Here is a 15517-nt window from a genome sequence, read left to right on the forward strand (position 1 = left end):
ACTGACAAACTGACCTGCTGACATACTGAAAAACTCGCAGCTATGATTAAGGGCATGTCCGGTTTTCCCCAAGGCAACGGCGCGCAGGCGCTGCTCATCGATGCCGACGACACGCTTTGGGAGAACAACATCTACTTCGAGCGGGCCATCGCCGGATTTATTTCCTATCTGAACCATCGCGAATACTCGCCGGAACAGGTCCGGGCGGCGCTGAACGAGGTGGAGCGCGAGTGCATCATCTCGCACGGGTACGGGCTGCACAGCTTTGCGCACGCGCTGATGCGGACCTTCGAGCAACTGGCGGTGGAGCCGGTCGCGCCGGAGCAGCACGAACGCATCCGCAGCTTCGCGCATGCCATCGCGGAGCATCCGGTGGAGATCCTGGCGGGCGTGCCGGAAACGCTGGAGTACCTGGCGGCGCGGCACCACCTGATCCTGATGACCAAGGGCGACTTCACGGAGCAGTCGGGGAAGGTGGAGCGGTCGGGGCTGAAGGAATTTTTTGCGGCGGTGGAGATCGTGGCGGAGAAGAACGCGGCGATCTATGGCGAGGTGGTCGCGAAATACGGCTTGGCGCACGATGCGACGTGGATGATCGGGAACAGTCCGAAATCGGACATCAATCCGGCGCTGGCGGCGGGCTTGAATGCCGTGTTCGTGCCGCACGACCAGACCTGGATTCTGGAACATGAGGAAGTGGCGGAAGCGCCGCCGGGGCAGCGGCTGCTGGTGGTGGAGAAGTTCGCCGGGCTGAGAGAGCATTTCTAGGAGTCGATGGTCGATGGTCGACGGCAAAAGCATTGTTGATTGTCGATTGACGATTTCTAAAGGGCTCTGGGCGGTTCGAGCTTTATCGATCATCCGCCGCCGATTGGCGACCGTCGGCGCCATCGACCGGTTGCCATCGACCATCGACTATCGGCCATCGACTTTCCGGTTACTTCTGTAACTGATTGCCAGCACACGAGTTTGAACCTACTTAGCTAACACGCGCGCGGCCTCGCGAGATGTTCCGGCGTGGTACTCTCAACTTGCTCTGCTCGGCGATTCTTGCTCCCGCGCGCCACGATGGGAGTAACGAACGACAATTTTCGGCGGCTCCTGCTGACCTTCCAGGCCCTCAGCGAACTGGGCTCGGAGATGACGGCGGACACCGACTTTGGGCAACGTGCGCAGTCCATCCTTTCCTGCGTCATGGAAGCGGCGGACGTGCGCGAAGGCGCGTTATTTGTTTTTCGCGACAAGCCCGCGGTGCTGGCGACAGTGGCCGTGCGCGGCTACACTTCCTTTCCCGGGCAGGGCGTCATCCCGCTGCTACCCAAGCATGTGCATGCCTTGAACAACGTGCGCGCGCCGTTGCTGATCTCGCGCGCCGCCTGGGAGCAGTACCTAAGCTCCAACGGCAACGTGGCGCCGGAGCTGTTCAAGTGCATCGCTCCTCTCCGCGTGGGCGGAAAGCTGGTGGGCATGGTCGCGCTGGGACGCCGCGGCGAGGACGAGCCGTATGGAGAAGACGACCTGCAGGCGATCGGCATGATGGTGCATTACGTGGCGCTGGCGGTGCACAACCACACGCTCTCGGAGTCGCTCGCGCAAAGGGTCTCCGAGCACCTCAAGTTGCTGGGTTCGGTGCACAATTTTTACGACACCGCTCTGGAGACCTTCGCCAACGCGATCGACATCAAGCACGTGAACGTGCGCGGGCATTCGCTGCGCGTGGGGCGGTATTCCGCGGGGATCGCCGATGCCATGGGACTGGAGCAGACCGAGGTCGCGGGCTTACGCGCGGCCGGGTACCTGCACGATATCGGCAAGGTCGCGGTGGACAAGCGGCTGTTCGCCAAGCCGAGCGCGCTGAACGAAGACGAATTCCGCGAGATGGCGGACCACACCGTGGTCGGGCACCAGATCGTGCGCGGCGTGGAGTTTCCGTGGCCGAAAGTGCCGGAGGTGGTGCGGTCACATCACGAGCGGACGGACCGCAGCGGGTATCCGGACCGGCTGGCTGCCGACGAGATCGCCATGCCGGCGCGCATTACGGCGGTGGCCGACTCCTTTGACGCGATGACCAGCGAGCGCCCGTACCGATCCGGCATGACCGTGGGCGAGGCGCTGAGCGAGATCGTGCGCATTGCGCCCCTGAAGTTCGACATCAACGCGGTGCAGGCGCTCATGGTGCAGGTGCGGCGCGACGCGGTCGGGCGCAAGGAGAATCGGTTCCTCGCCGAGCGGACGGTCTGCAATATCGCGCCCACCGACATTGACGTGCTGGCCTCGGCGCTGAATCACAAGATTACGCATGGGCGGATCTACTCGGCGTAGTCGTAGGCCCGAGCCGTCCAAATTCAACTCGCGGTCGTTCCCCACGCATTGAAAATAATCTTGATCTTCCGAAAGAACCGTCGTCGTGTGCCGTATGATGATGGCTTCTCTGAGAAATGCGTCAGTTGCATGTTCACCGCCAATATGGTGGCGGCTTTATCTAAGAAAACAGTTCCGCGGGTAGCAAACAAATGGCGACACAGAAGCTCGATCTCATAATTCCCGTTTATCTAAATCAGCGGCTCGTGTTTGATTTGGTAGCTATGCTGCAGGGCGGGATTGCAACGGTAACTCGCATCTCGGAGGCGCATCGCGACACAAGCGAAGTTTCGGGCGAGGTGACCGGTGGATTCGGCCTGAGTCAGGCCCTCGCATCACTCCTTAAGGTCAACCTCTCAGGCAAAATGGCAGGGGGAACGGAAGGGTCTGTCGAGTCCACCAGCACCGCAGACCGAGTCCACACGCCCGCTTCGCTGTTTTTCACACTTCGAAATCTGCTGATCGATCGCGGTATGCTCCAGAACGACGGTAGTCACGCCTCCAGCAAGCCCGGCGAATTCGTTGAATTCACCGCTTCTCTGCGCCGCAATCCGCTCATCGAGGGCCTTGATTCCATCGTAGAGATCATCGACATGGTCTGGGTTTTCATGGATGAGCCGGCAAAATCAAAGCATCAGGGAGGAAAGCAACTGCAGCAGAATCAGCCGAACCTGAAACACCTACAGGGACAACTCGACTCGCTATCGAAATCTTTAAAATCCGGCGGCACACAGGACCTCGTTGCGACTCTCACTGGTTCTCGCGGCAGGGCTGTTCTTACTGTTGAAAAACAGTACCTAAACGACCCGTCGATGTCAGACCTCGTGGACGGCACGTTCCGAGTCGTCGGAAAAGTGATCCGGTCAGTGGACACGGATCAGGATTCGATAAGCCTCCTGCGAAAGACCGCCATGAGTCGCGTGCCACCAAATGTACTGAACGGTATCACTGAAGCATTTGGTACGCTGACTCAACAGCACGGGTTTGCGATGCCTACAATGGAAGTCGAAATCAAGGGGCCAGTCATGCAGATACTGCCATTGGCCATCTTTTCGTAACGACGGACGCCTGTTTTTTCGTTCTCGTTATCTTGGAAGCGACTGTTCGGGCGGACCTTTCAGCATAACCTAGTGCTCTCCATACGCGGTTGAATCCAGCAACTTCCCTGCCTTCAATGGGTTCATAATCGCCATGGGGATGGCACCCGGTCGGAGACCCACCATGCGACGCAAGCAACTGACGGTCCTGCTGGTAATTCTCGCCTGTGCGGTTTCGGCCTCGCTCTGGGCCGGCAATAAGAAAAAAGACAAGAAAGCAACGGCCCAGCTGGACGAGCGGCAGCGGGCGCTGCACGCGCTCAACCGGCTGACCTTTGGGCCGCGGCCGGGCGACGTGGACCGCGTAGCCGCCATGGGCGTGGACCAGTGGATCGAGCAGCAACTGCATCCCGAAAAGATTGACGACTCGGCGCTGGAAGCGCGCCTGGAGCCGCTGCGCACTCTGCATATGGATGCCCGTCAACTGGTGGAGAACTTCCCTCCTCCGCAGTTGATCAAGCAGGTGGCGGACGGGCGCAGGTCCATGCCATCGGACAAGACGGAGCGCGCGATCTACGAATCGCAGGTGGAGAAGTACCAGGACAGGCAGGAGAAGAAAGCCGCCAAGGCCGCACCGGCCGATCAAGCGGGCGAGGATCAGGGAATGATGCTCACGGAAGAGCAGAAAGCGGAACGTCGCGAGGCCCGCATGTACGCGCGCGAGCAGCTCGACAAAATCCTCGCGCTGCCGACGCCGGACAAGCGCATGCAGGCGATCCTGGCGATGGATCCGCAACAACGTCAGATGCTGGCACGGGCGCTTCCGCCGGAAGAGCGCGAGCAGTTGATGAACTCGCTGTCGCCGCAGCAGCGCGAGCAGTTGATGGCGATGAACAATCCGCCGCAGGTGGTCGCCACCGAGTTGATGCAGGGCAAGGTCCTGCGGGCGGCCTACAGCGAGCGTCAGCTCGACGAGGTGATGACCGATTTCTGGTTTAACCACTTCAACGTATTCATCGGCAAGGGAGCGGACCGCTACCTGGTCGGCGAGTACGAGCGCGATGTGATCCGTCCGCACGCGCTCGGCAAGTTCCAGGACCTGCTGATGGCCACCGCGAAAAGTCCGGCCATGATGTTCTACCTGGACAACTGGCAGAGCGTGGGGCCGCGGTCGCCGGTGGGGCTGGGCGGGCCGCCGCGGGCGAGGAACGCCGCCCGCATGGGCCGGATTCGCCCGTTTGGCGGGCCTTTCGGGCTGCCGTACCCCAGGCCGCAGCAGCGTCCGCAACCGCCGCAGCAGGCTAACGCCAAAAAGCAGCCGCGCGGGTTGAACGAGAACTACGCGCGCGAATTGATGGAATTGCACACCCTCGGAGTGGACGGCGGATACACGCAGAAGGACGTCACCGAAATGGCGCGCGTGTTCACCGGGTGGACGATCAGGGAACCGCGGCGCGGCGGAGATTTCGATTTCAACCCGCGCATGCACGAGCCCGGCGCCAAGTTCGTGCTCGGACATACGATCAAGGAACATGGCGAGGGTGAAGGCAAGGAGATGCTGACAATCCTGGCGCATCATCCTTCGACGGCGCACTTCATCTCGAAGAAGCTGGCGATGCGGTTCGTCTCCAACAATCCGCCGGAAGCGCTGGTGAACCGCATGGCGGGCACGTTCCTGAAAAGCGATGGCGATATCCGGCAGGTGTTGCGCACCATGTTCGACTCGCCGGAATTCTGGGCGCCGCAGGCGTATCGCGCGAAGGTGAAGACGCCGCTGGAGTTCGTGGTATCGGCGGTGCGGGCAAGCGGCGCGGATGTGAGCAACGCGCTGCCGCTGGTGCAGACGCTGAACCAGATGGGCATGCCGCTGTACGGGGCGCAACCGCCAACCGGGTACTCGATGAAAGCGGAAACCTGGGTGAATTCGGCGGCGCTGTTGAACCGCATGAACTTCGCGCTGCGCTTCACCTCGGGGCGGATGCCGGGAGTGACGTTTGCGCCCGAGCGCGTGCTGGGGTCGACGGAGGCCCCAGGCGATACCAATGCGGCGCTGGCCAGACTGGAAAACACGCTGCTGGCCGGCGACCTGTCGAAGCAGACACACGAGACCATCCTGAAGCATGCCGTGGATCCGCAAGTCACCGGGCGCGTGCTGGACGATCCGTCACGGCCGGTGAACGTGGGAGTGCTGGCAGGATTGATCTTGGGGTCGCCGGAGTTCCAGAAAAGATAGCTGTCAGCTCTCAGCCATCAGCTATCAGCTAGAAACCGGTTTTGCTGAAAGCTGACAGCTGAGAGCTAAGTGGAGTCCGCAATGTCAATTACTCGGAGAGTCTTTCTCAAGGGCGGAGCGATGGCCGTGGTGGGGACGACGGTGGTGCCGGCGTTCCTGCAACGGGTGGCGTTCGCGTCGGAGAAGACGGCGACGGGCAAGAAGCGATTCGTCGTCATCTTCCAGCGGGGCGCGGCGGACGGGCTGAACATCGTGGTGCCGCATGGCGAGGCGTCGTATTACGCGATGCGGCCGACGATTGCCATCCCGCGGCAGCAAGTGATTGATCTCGACGGATTTTTCGGGCTGCATCCGGCGATGTCGTCGTTCAAGCCGCTGTGGGACCAGGGGCACCTGGCGATCGTGCACGCCGCCGGGTCGCCCGATCCGACGCGCTCGCACTTCGACGCGCAGGATTACATGGAGTCGGGCACGCCCGGGCTGAAGGCTACCGAGGATGGCTGGCTGAACCGCGCGCTGCGCACCCCCGCGGAGAAAGACGCAACTCCGTTCCGCGCGATCGCGCTCGGCAGCGCTCTGCCGCGCATGCTGGCGGGAAGCGCGCCGGCGGTGGCGATCAGCAACGTCAATGAATTTGGCGTAGGCGGGCGGAACCCGCGGGCGCAGCCGCTGTCGAATACCTTTGAGGCGATGTACGACCAGTCGGTGGACGCGGTGTTGCACGGCACCGGTCAGGAGACGTTTGACGCGGTGAAGATGCTGAAATCGGCGGACCCGGCGAAGTACACGCCGGCGCCGGGCGCGAATTATCCGCGCGGGCCGCTGGGCAACGCGCTGCGCCAGGTGGCGCAATTGATGAAGGCGGACCTGGGCGTGGAGATCGCGTTCTCCGATGTCGGCGGTTGGGACCACCATGTGAACGAAGGTTCGGTGCAGGGGCAGATCGCGAATCGGGTTGGCGATTTGGCGCGGGCCATGTCGGCATTCTGGACCGACATGGGAAACCTGGCGGAAGACACGGTGGTGGTAACGATGTCGGAATTCGGACGCACCGCGCGCGAGAACGGAAATCGCGGCACCGACCACGGCCACGCCAACGTGATGTTCATCATGGGCGGGCCGGTGCGCGGGCGGCGGGTGTACGGACGCTGGCCGGGGCTGGCGCAGGAACATTTGTATGAAGGCCGCGACCTGGCGCTGACCACGGATTTCCGCACTGTCCTGAGCGAGGTGTTGTACCGGCACCTCGGGAACCGTAACCTGGGCGCGGTTTTCCCGGGATTCGACGCAAGTCCCAACTCATTCCTGAAATTCCTCGCGTAGGTCAGTCTTAGCCACAGAGGCCACAGAGGAACGGGGGTTTTCTTCCTCCGTGTCCTCTGTGGCTGAATCCTATAATCCGGCTTCGATGCGGGCGCGGGGATCCAGATAGTCGCGCAGGGCGTCGCCAATGAAGTTGAAGGAAAGCACCGCGAGCATGACCGCAATGGCGGGAAACAGCACCAGGTGAGGCGCGTCGAACAGGTGCGCGCGGCCGTCGTTGAGCATCGATCCCCAACTTGCGGCCGGAGGCGGAACCCCAAGACCAAGGAAGCTCATGGTGGCTTCGGCGAGAATCGCTCCGGCCATGCCGATGGCGGCCTGCACGATGACCGGCTGAATCATGTTGGGAAGGACGTGGCGCGTGATGACGCGCCAGTCGCTGGCGCCGAGGGCACGCGCGGCTTCGATGAATTCGCGCTCGCGCGTCGCCAGTACCTGGGCGCGGACCAAGCGGGCGTAGCCCACCCATCCGCCGATCGAGAGCGCCAGGATCAGGTTGAATATCCCGGGGCCGAGAAAGGCGACGAAGGCGATGGCCAGCAATATGCCGGGAAACGAGAGGAAGGCGTTCATGATCACGATGTTGACGATGCGGTCCACGCGTCCGCCATAGTATCCGGCAATGCAGCCAACGATCAGGCCGAGAATCAGCGCAACCGTAACTACGCTGGAGCCGACCAGCATGGAGATGCGCGCGCCATAGATGATGCGGGAGAGCATGTCGCGGCCAAGCTCGTCGGTACCCAGCCAGTGCGCCGCCGAAGGTCCGGAGAGGCGGTCCGGGAGATTGATTGCGGCGGGATCGTGGGGCGCAATCCAAGGCGCGAAGATGGCCAGCACGGTGAAGACAACAACCAGGACAATCCCAGCGGCGGCCAGCGGGTTCAGCAGGATGGCGCGCCGCAAGCGTTGCGCCGCGGGCACCGTGGCCGGAATGCCGGAGGGAGTGGTCGCAACTGTGGCCATGAGTTAGGGTTGCATTACCCGAGTTTCAGTTTCAGTTTCAGTTTCAGTTTCAGTTTATCGTAGGTAGTCGGTAGTGCGTAGTCGATAGTCCGGTTCCGGACTACGGGCTACCGGTTACCGACTACAACGATTGGAGTCCCGTAGGTGTCTGTGTCATAGCTCGATTTCGCGCGTTGCATTGGTCCAAGGGCAAACCAAAACCAGCCGCGGAGCGGCGAAATTCGTTAGCCCAGCGCGGCAGCGCTGGGTAAAGTGCATCAAAAAGCGTGAGCGCCAGCGGCGCGGCACAGCTATGACGCAGACACCGTAGGGACGGCACGACGAAACAGGTGTAAATGCGTAAATCGCTGATCATTTGCGGTTTCGTGGCTATCGCGGCGGCGTATTGCCTCGCCGGGGTGGAATTCGTGGCGCAGACGCGCAGCGATGGCGGCGGCGACGTCACCGTGCACGCCTACGTCAGCGGCGCGCGAGCCAAGGTGGTATTCGTGGAGAGCCAGGCCGACGATTATGCGATCGGCGACTACATGCTTTCGCCCGACGAAGGCAAGACGCTCTACCTGATCAGCCCGGCGACCAAAACCTACACCAAGTACGACGTGCAGGCGATGATGGCGAGCATGGGCGGCATGGTACAGGGCATGCGCGGCATGATGAAGGTGAACTTCGAATCGCCCAAGATCGAAAAGTTGCTGGAGGAAGATGGCGGGCTGCTGGCGGGGCTGCCGACGCGGCATTATCGCTATCGCACCAGCTACACGGTCAGCATGCACATTACCGGCGCGAAAAAGGTTTCCACGGTGATGGAGGAAGACATCTGGACCACCGACAAGCTCGCCGACCCGGCGCTGAAAGTCTGGCTGAAACAGGATCCGCCAAGCACGGGTGACGAGCAGGTGGACAAGATGATCCGCGCCGAGATGGCGAAGGTCGAGGGCTTTCCCCTGAAGCGCGTGACCGTGACGCGCACCGCCGATGCCAACGGCGACCACAGCAGCCGCAGCGAGATGAATGTGCTGGAAGTGAAGCAGGTCAGGGTGCCGGAAGCGGTGTTTGCCATGCCGCGGGGATACAAAGAAGTGCCGCCGAAGAGAGTGATAGAGGAGTAGCCAGGGGCCTAGAGAGGTTCACACGCCATAGATGTCTCACCTAGCAGCAAATGGAAATCATTGGGCGTTCAGATTGAAGCAGGACCCGTTGATACTGTCGCAACCGCCCAGATTGTAGGCGCTGTTATTGCCCGCTGCACGCACCTGGTTCATGTTCTTCATCACAACGCCTGGTCCGTGATTGTTGGTAATCATGTTGCCGTTGAATGTCGTCGCGTAAGACACGCCGTAAACTTCTATTCCTGGCAAGCTGTTGTTGATGCCGTCATCCCATGTGCCTTTGGCAATTCCATTCGACCCAATCCACCCATCGTTAAATACGAACGTCGTCAGCCCCTCAGCATAGAGTCCCGACGCGCGATTCGAGTCAATATAGTCTCCAACATGCCACGCGTTGCCGCCAGACGGATTCTTGTAATAGACCCCATGTCCTCCGTTGAAATAAAACTCGTTCCCCGTTGACGACTGCGGAAAACCATCGAGGAAGGAAACCCCATTCCCGCCATTGAACTGGAACCAGTTGTCATGCAGAGTCGATGCCCACGTGCTGAACTGGCCACCATCGTTCACGCAATGTTCCACGATGCTCTGCTCGATGAACAGGATCGCACTCCGGCCCTCCGCGACAATGCAGTTGTAAGACATGTCGACCCAAAGTTTCCTCAGAAAAAGACGCCCCGCATCTGGCGCGTTGTACCAAGATGTGCTGTTACCAATCCAGTGGAGACCCGAACCGGCTGTAGCAGGAGCAGCGCGAGTTATCCGCAAGTTCTCCAACGTCACTGTTGCGTCGGCCGACTGAATTACAATCGTGTCGCCGTCAGGACACGCGTCCCGAATAACGGTTGTGCCAAACCCCTGCCCCTGGACAACAACATCCCGCTTGATCACAATGTGCGAGGTGCAATCCAGGTTCAGAGTTCCAGCCGGAAGCATAACGATCCCTCCAGCTTCGATCAGAGCTTTGTAATCGACCGTGCCTTGCGCTTGTGCTGCAGGGATAAAGGTGCCGTTGGTAGCAGACCGACCACAGCCAAGGTGGACAATGAGTAGCAAAATACAGGAAAGAAGAATTAAGTGGCGTCGCAACTCTGCACTCTTAGTAGACAAAGGAATAACACGGCGCTTCCAAAGGCCGTGTTTCGATACATCTTGTCATACTTGATGATAGCTGTCGATAACATCTCTAATTTGCTCATGAATGCCTTCGGCCCTTATCACGCTAAGTCCTACCTTACTGCCGTATGCGCGGATTGAACGCCGAGTACAGCAAATCCGTCAGAAAATTCACCGCAACGTACGTCAACCCAATCGCCAGAATGCAGCCCTGCACCAGGTAGTAGTCGCGGGTGTTGATTGCCTGGATGGTGAGGCGGCCGATGCCGGGCCAGGAGAAGATGGTCTCAGTGACGATCGCTCCGGCCAGCAGCGCGCCGAATTGCAGGCCGATCACCGTCAACACCGGAATCATGGCATTGCGCAGCGCGTGGCGGTAGACCACGGTGCGCTCCGGCAGGCCCTTGGCGCGCGCGGTGCGGATGTAGTCCTGTCCCAATTCTTCCAACATCGAAGTGCGCACCATGCGAGTAAGGATCGCCGCCAGCGCGCCGCCCATGGTGAACGCCGGCAAGACCAGGTGGGCGAAGGTCCCGCTGCCGGATACGGGCAGCAGTCCAAGATACACGGCGAAAAACAAGATCAGTACCGGCCCGAGGGCAAAGTTCGGGAACGAAAGCCCCAGCAGGCTGGCAAAGCTGATGGCGCGGTCGTCCCAGCGGTTACGACGCCGCGCGGAGCGCACGCCCGCTGGAATCGAGGTCGCCAGGGCGACCAGAAGCGATGCCAGGGTCAGCTTGAGCGTGAACGGGTAGCGCTCGGCGATGAGGCTTCCGACGTTCTGGTTGAAGCGCAGCGACTGCCCAAGATCGCCGTGCAGCACTCCCTTCCAATAATTCAGGTATTGCCGGCTCATCGGCAGGTCGAGACCGTAGGCGTGGCGCGCCGCCTGGATGTCGGCGGCGGCGGCGCTTTCGCCCAGCATTTGCTGGATGGGATCGCCAGGGACAAGGTGGATGAGCAGAAACACGATGGAGACAACCAGCCAGACGACGGGCAGCGTGTAGAGAACGCGGGTTGCTAAGAACCTGAACATCGTTGTCGGTTATCGGTGGTCGGTAGTCGGTAGTCTCTCATTTGGTAATTTCGTAAGTTGGCAATTTGGTAATTGGAAAGCCGCAGCGCGCAGCAGTCGGCGTCCTTAGTCCGTGTTGCCCTTGTCTTCAAATTACCAAATTACGAAATTACCAAATTACCAATTCCTAGTCCCCTGCCCGTTCTGCCGATTGCGGCTCCACCGCCTCGATCAGCACACGGGCGATGCGGCGGTTCTCCATTTCCAGCACGGTGAAGCGGCGGCCGACGTACTCGAACGAGTCGCCCGGCTTCGGGATGCGCTGGAACTGAGCCAGCATGAAGCCGGCGAGGGTTTCGAATCCCTGGTCCGAGGGCAGCAGGACGCGGTACTGGGTTTCGAGGTCGCGAATATTGACCGCGCCCTCCAGCGCCATGCTGGTGGCGCCGGCGGGAAGCGGCTGCGGCGCGATGTCGAACTCGTCTTCGATCTCGCCCACCAGTTGCTCGAGCACGTCTTCGACGGTCACCACGCCCGAGGTGGAGCCGAACTCGTCCACCACCACCGCCAGGTGGCGCTTGCGGTGGCGCAATTCGGCCAGCAGGTCGGTGAGCGGCTTGGTTTCAGGCACGACCAGCACGTCGTGCATGACGTCGCGCACCACCATATTCGCGAGGCGCGCGGCCGCGGGATCGGACGCCGGCATGGTGTAGCGCAGGCGCATCCACCGCGTGAGGTCCTTGCTGTAAAGCAGGCCGATAATGTGTTCGGAGCCGCGCTGCGGGTCGTACACGGGAACGCGCGAATGCTGTTCCTCGACGACGCGCGCCAGCGCCTGTTCCAACGGCATGTCGGCAGGCAGGGAGAAAATCCCGGGACGCGGGACCATCACCTGGCGCACGGTGATTTCGCCCAGTTCGAGCGCGTGCAGCATCATCTCTTGTTCGAGCTGGGGAACGATGCCGAAGCGGCGGGAGGCGGTCACAACCAGCTTCAGCTCCTCTGGCGAATGGATCACCGAAGAACGCACCTCATGGGCCCCGAAGCGGCGCAGCACAAAACGTGCCGAAGCGCTGATCACGCGCAGAAACGGTCGCGCCACGGTCATGAAGAAATCCATGGGAGCGGCGACAGCGAGGGCGACGCGATCGGCGCGCTGCAAGGCCACGGATTTCGGCACCACTTCACCGAGAACAACGTGGAAGTAGGTAATGAGGATGAACGCCACCGCGACAGCGAAGGTATGGGCCAGGACCGTGGGGTGATCGCCGCCGCCCATCGCCATTTGGAGTAAAGCGGCCAGGGTGGGCTCGCCAACCCAGCCCAGTCCGAGGCTGGCCAGGGTGACACCGAGCTGAACGGCGCTGAGCAGCTCGTCCATGCGCTCGTGCAGCTTGCGGACGGTGCGGGCGCCGACGCGGCCGGCCTCGATCAGTTGCTGGATGCGGGTGTCGCGCACGCTGACCAGGGCAAATTCCGCCGCCACAAAGAAGGCATTGGCCGCCACCAGCAGCAAGACCGCAAATACCCGCAGGAGCACGTATCCGGCCATTGGCCGAAATTCTAGCAGGCTTCGGCCTGCAGGCATGAGTCTCCAGTCGCCAGTCGCCGGTCGCCGGGGTTTTCCGCCTGGAGACTGGCGACTGGAGACTGATGACTGGCATCAAGCCTAAAGCCTGTTTCTTTGCTTTCCTTTTCCCACCGGCGGTGTCTAAATCCTTGCAGCCGGTCGCGGCTCGTACCAAATTGGTCCCAGGCATGAATTGCGCCGATATCCGGGAACCAAATCAGCACCCGGTGCGTAATGATGATCATAGGGGCCGTATTTCCCTGCGCGACGCCAGCACCGTGGCAGCCGGCAAGGCCGGCGGGTAAGGCGAGGAGGGCGTAATGGCAAACGGCAATGGTAAGAAAAAGAAGAGGCGCTGGCTGTATATCGGCGGATCGATTGTCGGCGTGCTGGTCATCGTAACCGCCGTTGTGGCTGCCACCCGGGGCGGAACCAAGATTGACGCGTCGAAGTTGGCCAAGGTGGACCGCGGCGATCTGGCCAAGAGCGTGGTCGCAACCGGGAAGATCGAGCCGATCACCAAGGTGGAAATCAAGTCCAAGGCCAGCGGCATCGTCAAGAAATGGAACATTGACGCCGGGCAGTCGGTGAAGGCCGGGACGGTGCTGGTCGAGCTCGACAAGATTGAGATCGAAGCGCAGGTGCGGCAGGCGAAGGCGCAGTTCGAGGCCGCCGAAGCCAGCGAGCGCGCCGCCACCGCCGACTACGAGCGCGCCAAGGTGGACGCCATCAGCCCCGATATCCCGATGCTCAAGCGTGCCTACGATCGCGCCATCAGCATGGCCAAGGACGGGGTGGTTTCGGAGTCGCAATTGGACGACGCGCAGAAGGCCTACGAGCTGGCCATCAACAAGCAACAGGTGGCGCAGGCGCAGCTCGGCGTCCTGAAGGCGAGAGAAAAACAGGCGCAGGCGCAAGTGGCGCAGGCCAGCGCGACCCTGGCCCAGTTGCAGGAGCAATACACCTATTACACCATCGTGGCGCCGATTGACGGGATCATCCTGTCGCGGGACGTGGAAATCGGAAACGCGGTCAGCTCAATTTTGGTGATGGGCTCGGCGTCAACCCTGGTCATGACCGAAGGCGACACCAGCGAGGTGTACGTCAAGGGCAAGGTGGACGAGAGTGATATCGGCAAGGTGTATCTCGGGCAGCCGGCGCGCATCAAGGTGGAGTCGTTCAAGGACAAGAGCTTCACCGGCAAGGTCACCAAGATTTCGCCGATGGGCGTGGAAAAGGACAACGTCACCACTTTCGAGGTGCGGGTGTCGATTACCAATCCTGGCGGCGAGTTGAAAGCGGCCATGACCGCGAACGCGGAAATCATCCTGGACGAACACAAGAACGTGCTGCGCGTTCCGGAAGGCGCGGTGCTGTACGACAAGGACAAGAAGGCGTCGGTGGAAGTCCCTGACCCGAGCGCCAAGGACGGCAAGAAAAAGGTCGCAGTGAAACTTGGGATCTCCAACGGCGCCAAAGCGGAAGTGCTGGAAGGTCTCAAGGAAGGCGACCAGATCGTGCTGCAATAACTTGGGTGCGGCACTACGGGGATCCCCCAAGACCCCTCCAGTTGGGAGATCCCCAACAATCAGGCTTCAGGCTCAAGGCTGCAGGCTTCAGGCGCAAGCACACAGGCACGCAAGTGGTAGCCTGAAGCCTGGAGCCTGCAGCCTGAAGCCTTGAACGAGGTCACCATGAAAAAACTGGCGCGTATCGGTCTGGTCCTGGCGGTAGCGTTGTGCGCCCTGCCGTTGCTGGCGGAAGAGGCTACGTTCGATCGCACCTTGAACGTCAGCGGAGCGGTGGACCTGGAAGTCGTAACCGGTTCGGGCAGCATCACGGTGCGCAGCGGCGCCGCGGGAACGATTCGCGTTCATGGCACGATTCGTGCCGGCTTCTGCTTCGGCATTTGCGGCGGTGGCGATCCCGAGGCGGCCATGAAGGCGATCGTGGCCAATCCGCCGATCGAGCAGAGCGGCAACACGGTGCGCATCGGACACCTGGGCGAGACCCTGCGGCACGAAAATATTTCGATCAGCTACGAGTTGGTAGTGCCGGCGGAGACAAAGCTGCTTTCGAAAACCGGTTCTGGAAGCCAGGAAATTTCCGGCGTCGCTGGGCCGGCGGAGGTCAACAGCGGATCCGGCAGCCTCCGCCTATCGGACATTGCGGGCCCGGTGCGCGCGCATACCGGGTCGGGCGGCATCACGGTGAGCAAACTGCGCGGTTCGGTGCGCGCCCACACGGGCAGCGGCTCGATTCGGGGCGAGGGCGTGGGAAGTGATAAGCCCGTCGAAAGTCGCGCCCAGGACCAGGGTAAGGAAGTGCCGCTGGCTTCAGGCTCGCGGATTCATTCCGGCATCAGCTATATCGATAGCTCCACGGCGGGTTCGTCGGGCGCGGAGATCGATTTCCAGACAGGATCAGGCAGCATCCGCGTGGACGACGTGCGCGGCGCCGTGCGCGCCCACACCGGCAGCGGCAGCATCGAGCTCCAGGGCCAGCCTACCGGCGACTGGAGCATGAGCACCGGGTCGGGCAGCATCATCGTGCGCCTGCCCGCACAAGCGGCCTTCTATTTGAGCGCGCACACCAGCTCAGGATCCATCCACACCGACCGCCAAGTCACGGTTCAAGGCACGATCGGGAAACGTGACCTGCGCGGAACCGTGAACGGCGGCGGATTTCATCTCGACCTGCACACCGGGTCGGGAAACATACGGATTGAGTAGTCGATGGTCGGCGGTCGATGGCCGTGCATCGCATCGCCTCACTCAGTGTTTCTTG

The 15517-nt window shown here is 61.4% G+C and carries 14 protein-coding genes; 9 read left to right on the top strand and 5 right to left on the bottom strand.

Annotation, left to right across the window (positions count from 1 at the left end; all coding sequences use genetic code 11):
* Positions 1-42 precede the first annotated feature (42 nt).
* From LAN70_05640 to LAN70_05665, 6 genes are all read left to right on the top strand, one after another.
* The gene (locus LAN70_05640; GenBank protein MBZ5510638.1) at positions 43-768 is read left to right on the top strand and encodes an HAD family hydrolase; all 726 of its coding nucleotides are present in this window, start codon (positions 43-45) and stop codon (positions 766-768) included.
* A gap of 13 nt (positions 769-781) precedes the next feature.
* Positions 782-949 carry a hypothetical protein gene (locus tag LAN70_05645; GenBank protein MBZ5510639.1) on the top strand — a complete coding sequence of 56 codons (168 nt, stop codon included), beginning with the start codon at positions 782-784 and terminating at the stop codon, positions 947-949.
* 119 nt (positions 950-1068) lie between these two features.
* Positions 1069-2322 carry an HD domain-containing protein gene (locus LAN70_05650; protein MBZ5510640.1) on the top strand — a complete coding sequence of 418 codons (1254 nt, stop codon included), beginning with the start codon at positions 1069-1071 and terminating at the stop codon, positions 2320-2322.
* A gap of 191 nt (positions 2323-2513) precedes the next feature.
* Positions 2514-3419, top strand: coding sequence for a hypothetical protein (locus tag LAN70_05655; protein MBZ5510641.1), 906 nt, complete (start codon positions 2514-2516; stop codon positions 3417-3419).
* A 163-nt stretch (positions 3420-3582) separates the two neighbouring features.
* Positions 3583-5631: a DUF1800 family protein gene (locus LAN70_05660; protein ID MBZ5510642.1), complete on the top strand. Its 2049-nt coding sequence runs from the start codon at positions 3583-3585 to the stop codon at positions 5629-5631.
* Between the two features lie 81 nt (positions 5632-5712).
* A complete protein-coding gene (locus tag LAN70_05665; protein ID MBZ5510643.1) occupies positions 5713-6954 on the top strand; it encodes a DUF1501 domain-containing protein in 1242 nt (413 codons plus the stop codon).
* Positions 6955-7023: 69 nt separating this feature from the next.
* Here LAN70_05665 and LAN70_05670 read toward each other — a convergent pair whose 3' ends face one another.
* Positions 7024-7920, bottom strand: coding sequence for an ABC transporter permease (locus LAN70_05670; protein MBZ5510644.1), 897 nt, complete (start codon positions 7918-7920; stop codon positions 7024-7026).
* Positions 7921-8255: 335 nt separating this feature from the next.
* On the opposite strand from LAN70_05670, the gene LAN70_05675 reads away from it, so the two are divergent.
* Positions 8256-9029, top strand: coding sequence for a DUF4412 domain-containing protein (locus LAN70_05675; GenBank protein ID MBZ5510645.1), 774 nt, complete (start codon positions 8256-8258; stop codon positions 9027-9029).
* 57 nt (positions 9030-9086) lie between these two features.
* Here LAN70_05675 and LAN70_05680 read toward each other — a convergent pair whose 3' ends face one another.
* From LAN70_05680 to LAN70_05695, 4 genes are all read right to left on the bottom strand, one after another.
* Positions 9087-10118 (bottom strand): right-handed parallel beta-helix repeat-containing protein, encoded by a 1032-nt coding sequence (locus tag LAN70_05680; protein MBZ5510646.1) that lies wholly within the window; start codon positions 10116-10118, stop codon positions 9087-9089.
* Between the two features lie 145 nt (positions 10119-10263).
* Positions 10264-11181 (bottom strand): ABC transporter permease, encoded by a 918-nt coding sequence (locus LAN70_05685; protein MBZ5510647.1) that lies wholly within the window; start codon positions 11179-11181, stop codon positions 10264-10266.
* A gap of 166 nt (positions 11182-11347) precedes the next feature.
* Complete coding sequence (locus tag LAN70_05690; GenBank protein ID MBZ5510648.1) at positions 11348-12712, bottom strand: hemolysin family protein; 1365 nt, start codon at positions 12710-12712, stop codon at positions 11348-11350.
* Between the two features lie 11 nt (positions 12713-12723).
* The gene (locus LAN70_05695; GenBank protein ID MBZ5510649.1) at positions 12724-12975 is read right to left on the bottom strand and encodes a hypothetical protein; all 252 of its coding nucleotides are present in this window, start codon (positions 12973-12975) and stop codon (positions 12724-12726) included.
* Between the two features lie 75 nt (positions 12976-13050).
* Between LAN70_05695 and LAN70_05700 the strand changes: the two genes are divergently transcribed.
* Both LAN70_05700 and LAN70_05705 read left to right on the top strand, forming a co-directional pair.
* Positions 13051-14259 carry an efflux RND transporter periplasmic adaptor subunit gene (locus LAN70_05700; GenBank protein ID MBZ5510650.1) on the top strand — a complete coding sequence of 403 codons (1209 nt, stop codon included), beginning with the start codon at positions 13051-13053 and terminating at the stop codon, positions 14257-14259.
* A 165-nt stretch (positions 14260-14424) separates the two neighbouring features.
* On the top strand, positions 14425-15462 hold the full coding sequence (locus tag LAN70_05705) for a DUF4097 domain-containing protein (GenBank protein ID MBZ5510651.1): 1038 nt from the start codon (positions 14425-14427) through the stop codon (positions 15460-15462).
* Positions 15463-15517: the final 55 nt, after the last annotated feature.

This window comes from Terriglobia bacterium, assembly GCA_020072845.1.
In the GTDB taxonomy this organism is placed as follows: domain Bacteria; phylum Acidobacteriota; class Terriglobia; order Terriglobales; family Acidobacteriaceae; genus JAIQGF01.

Coding starts and splice junctions, on each gene's coding strand:
- LAN70_05640 (MBZ5510638.1), top strand. CDS start 43: ATGATTAAGGGCATGTCCGGTTTTCCCCAAGGCAACGGCGCGCAGGCG.
- LAN70_05645 (MBZ5510639.1), top strand. CDS start 782: ATGGTCGACGGCAAAAGCATTGTTGATTGTCGATTGACGATTTCTAAA.
- LAN70_05650 (MBZ5510640.1), top strand. CDS start 1,069: ATGGGAGTAACGAACGACAATTTTCGGCGGCTCCTGCTGACCTTCCAG.
- LAN70_05655 (MBZ5510641.1), top strand. CDS start 2,514: ATGGCGACACAGAAGCTCGATCTCATAATTCCCGTTTATCTAAATCAG.
- LAN70_05660 (MBZ5510642.1), top strand. CDS start 3,583: ATGCGACGCAAGCAACTGACGGTCCTGCTGGTAATTCTCGCCTGTGCG.
- LAN70_05665 (MBZ5510643.1), top strand. CDS start 5,713: ATGTCAATTACTCGGAGAGTCTTTCTCAAGGGCGGAGCGATGGCCGTG.
- LAN70_05670 (MBZ5510644.1), bottom strand. CDS start 7,920: ATGGCCACAGTTGCGACCACTCCCTCCGGCATTCCGGCCACGGTGCCC.
- LAN70_05675 (MBZ5510645.1), top strand. CDS start 8,256: ATGCGTAAATCGCTGATCATTTGCGGTTTCGTGGCTATCGCGGCGGCG.
- LAN70_05685 (MBZ5510647.1), bottom strand. CDS start 11,181: ATGTTCAGGTTCTTAGCAACCCGCGTTCTCTACACGCTGCCCGTCGTC.
- LAN70_05690 (MBZ5510648.1), bottom strand. CDS start 12,712: ATGGCCGGATACGTGCTCCTGCGGGTATTTGCGGTCTTGCTGCTGGTG.
- LAN70_05695 (MBZ5510649.1), bottom strand. CDS start 12,975: ATGATCATCATTACGCACCGGGTGCTGATTTGGTTCCCGGATATCGGC.
- LAN70_05700 (MBZ5510650.1), top strand. CDS start 13,051: ATGGCAAACGGCAATGGTAAGAAAAAGAAGAGGCGCTGGCTGTATATC.
- LAN70_05705 (MBZ5510651.1), top strand. CDS start 14,425: ATGAAAAAACTGGCGCGTATCGGTCTGGTCCTGGCGGTAGCGTTGTGC.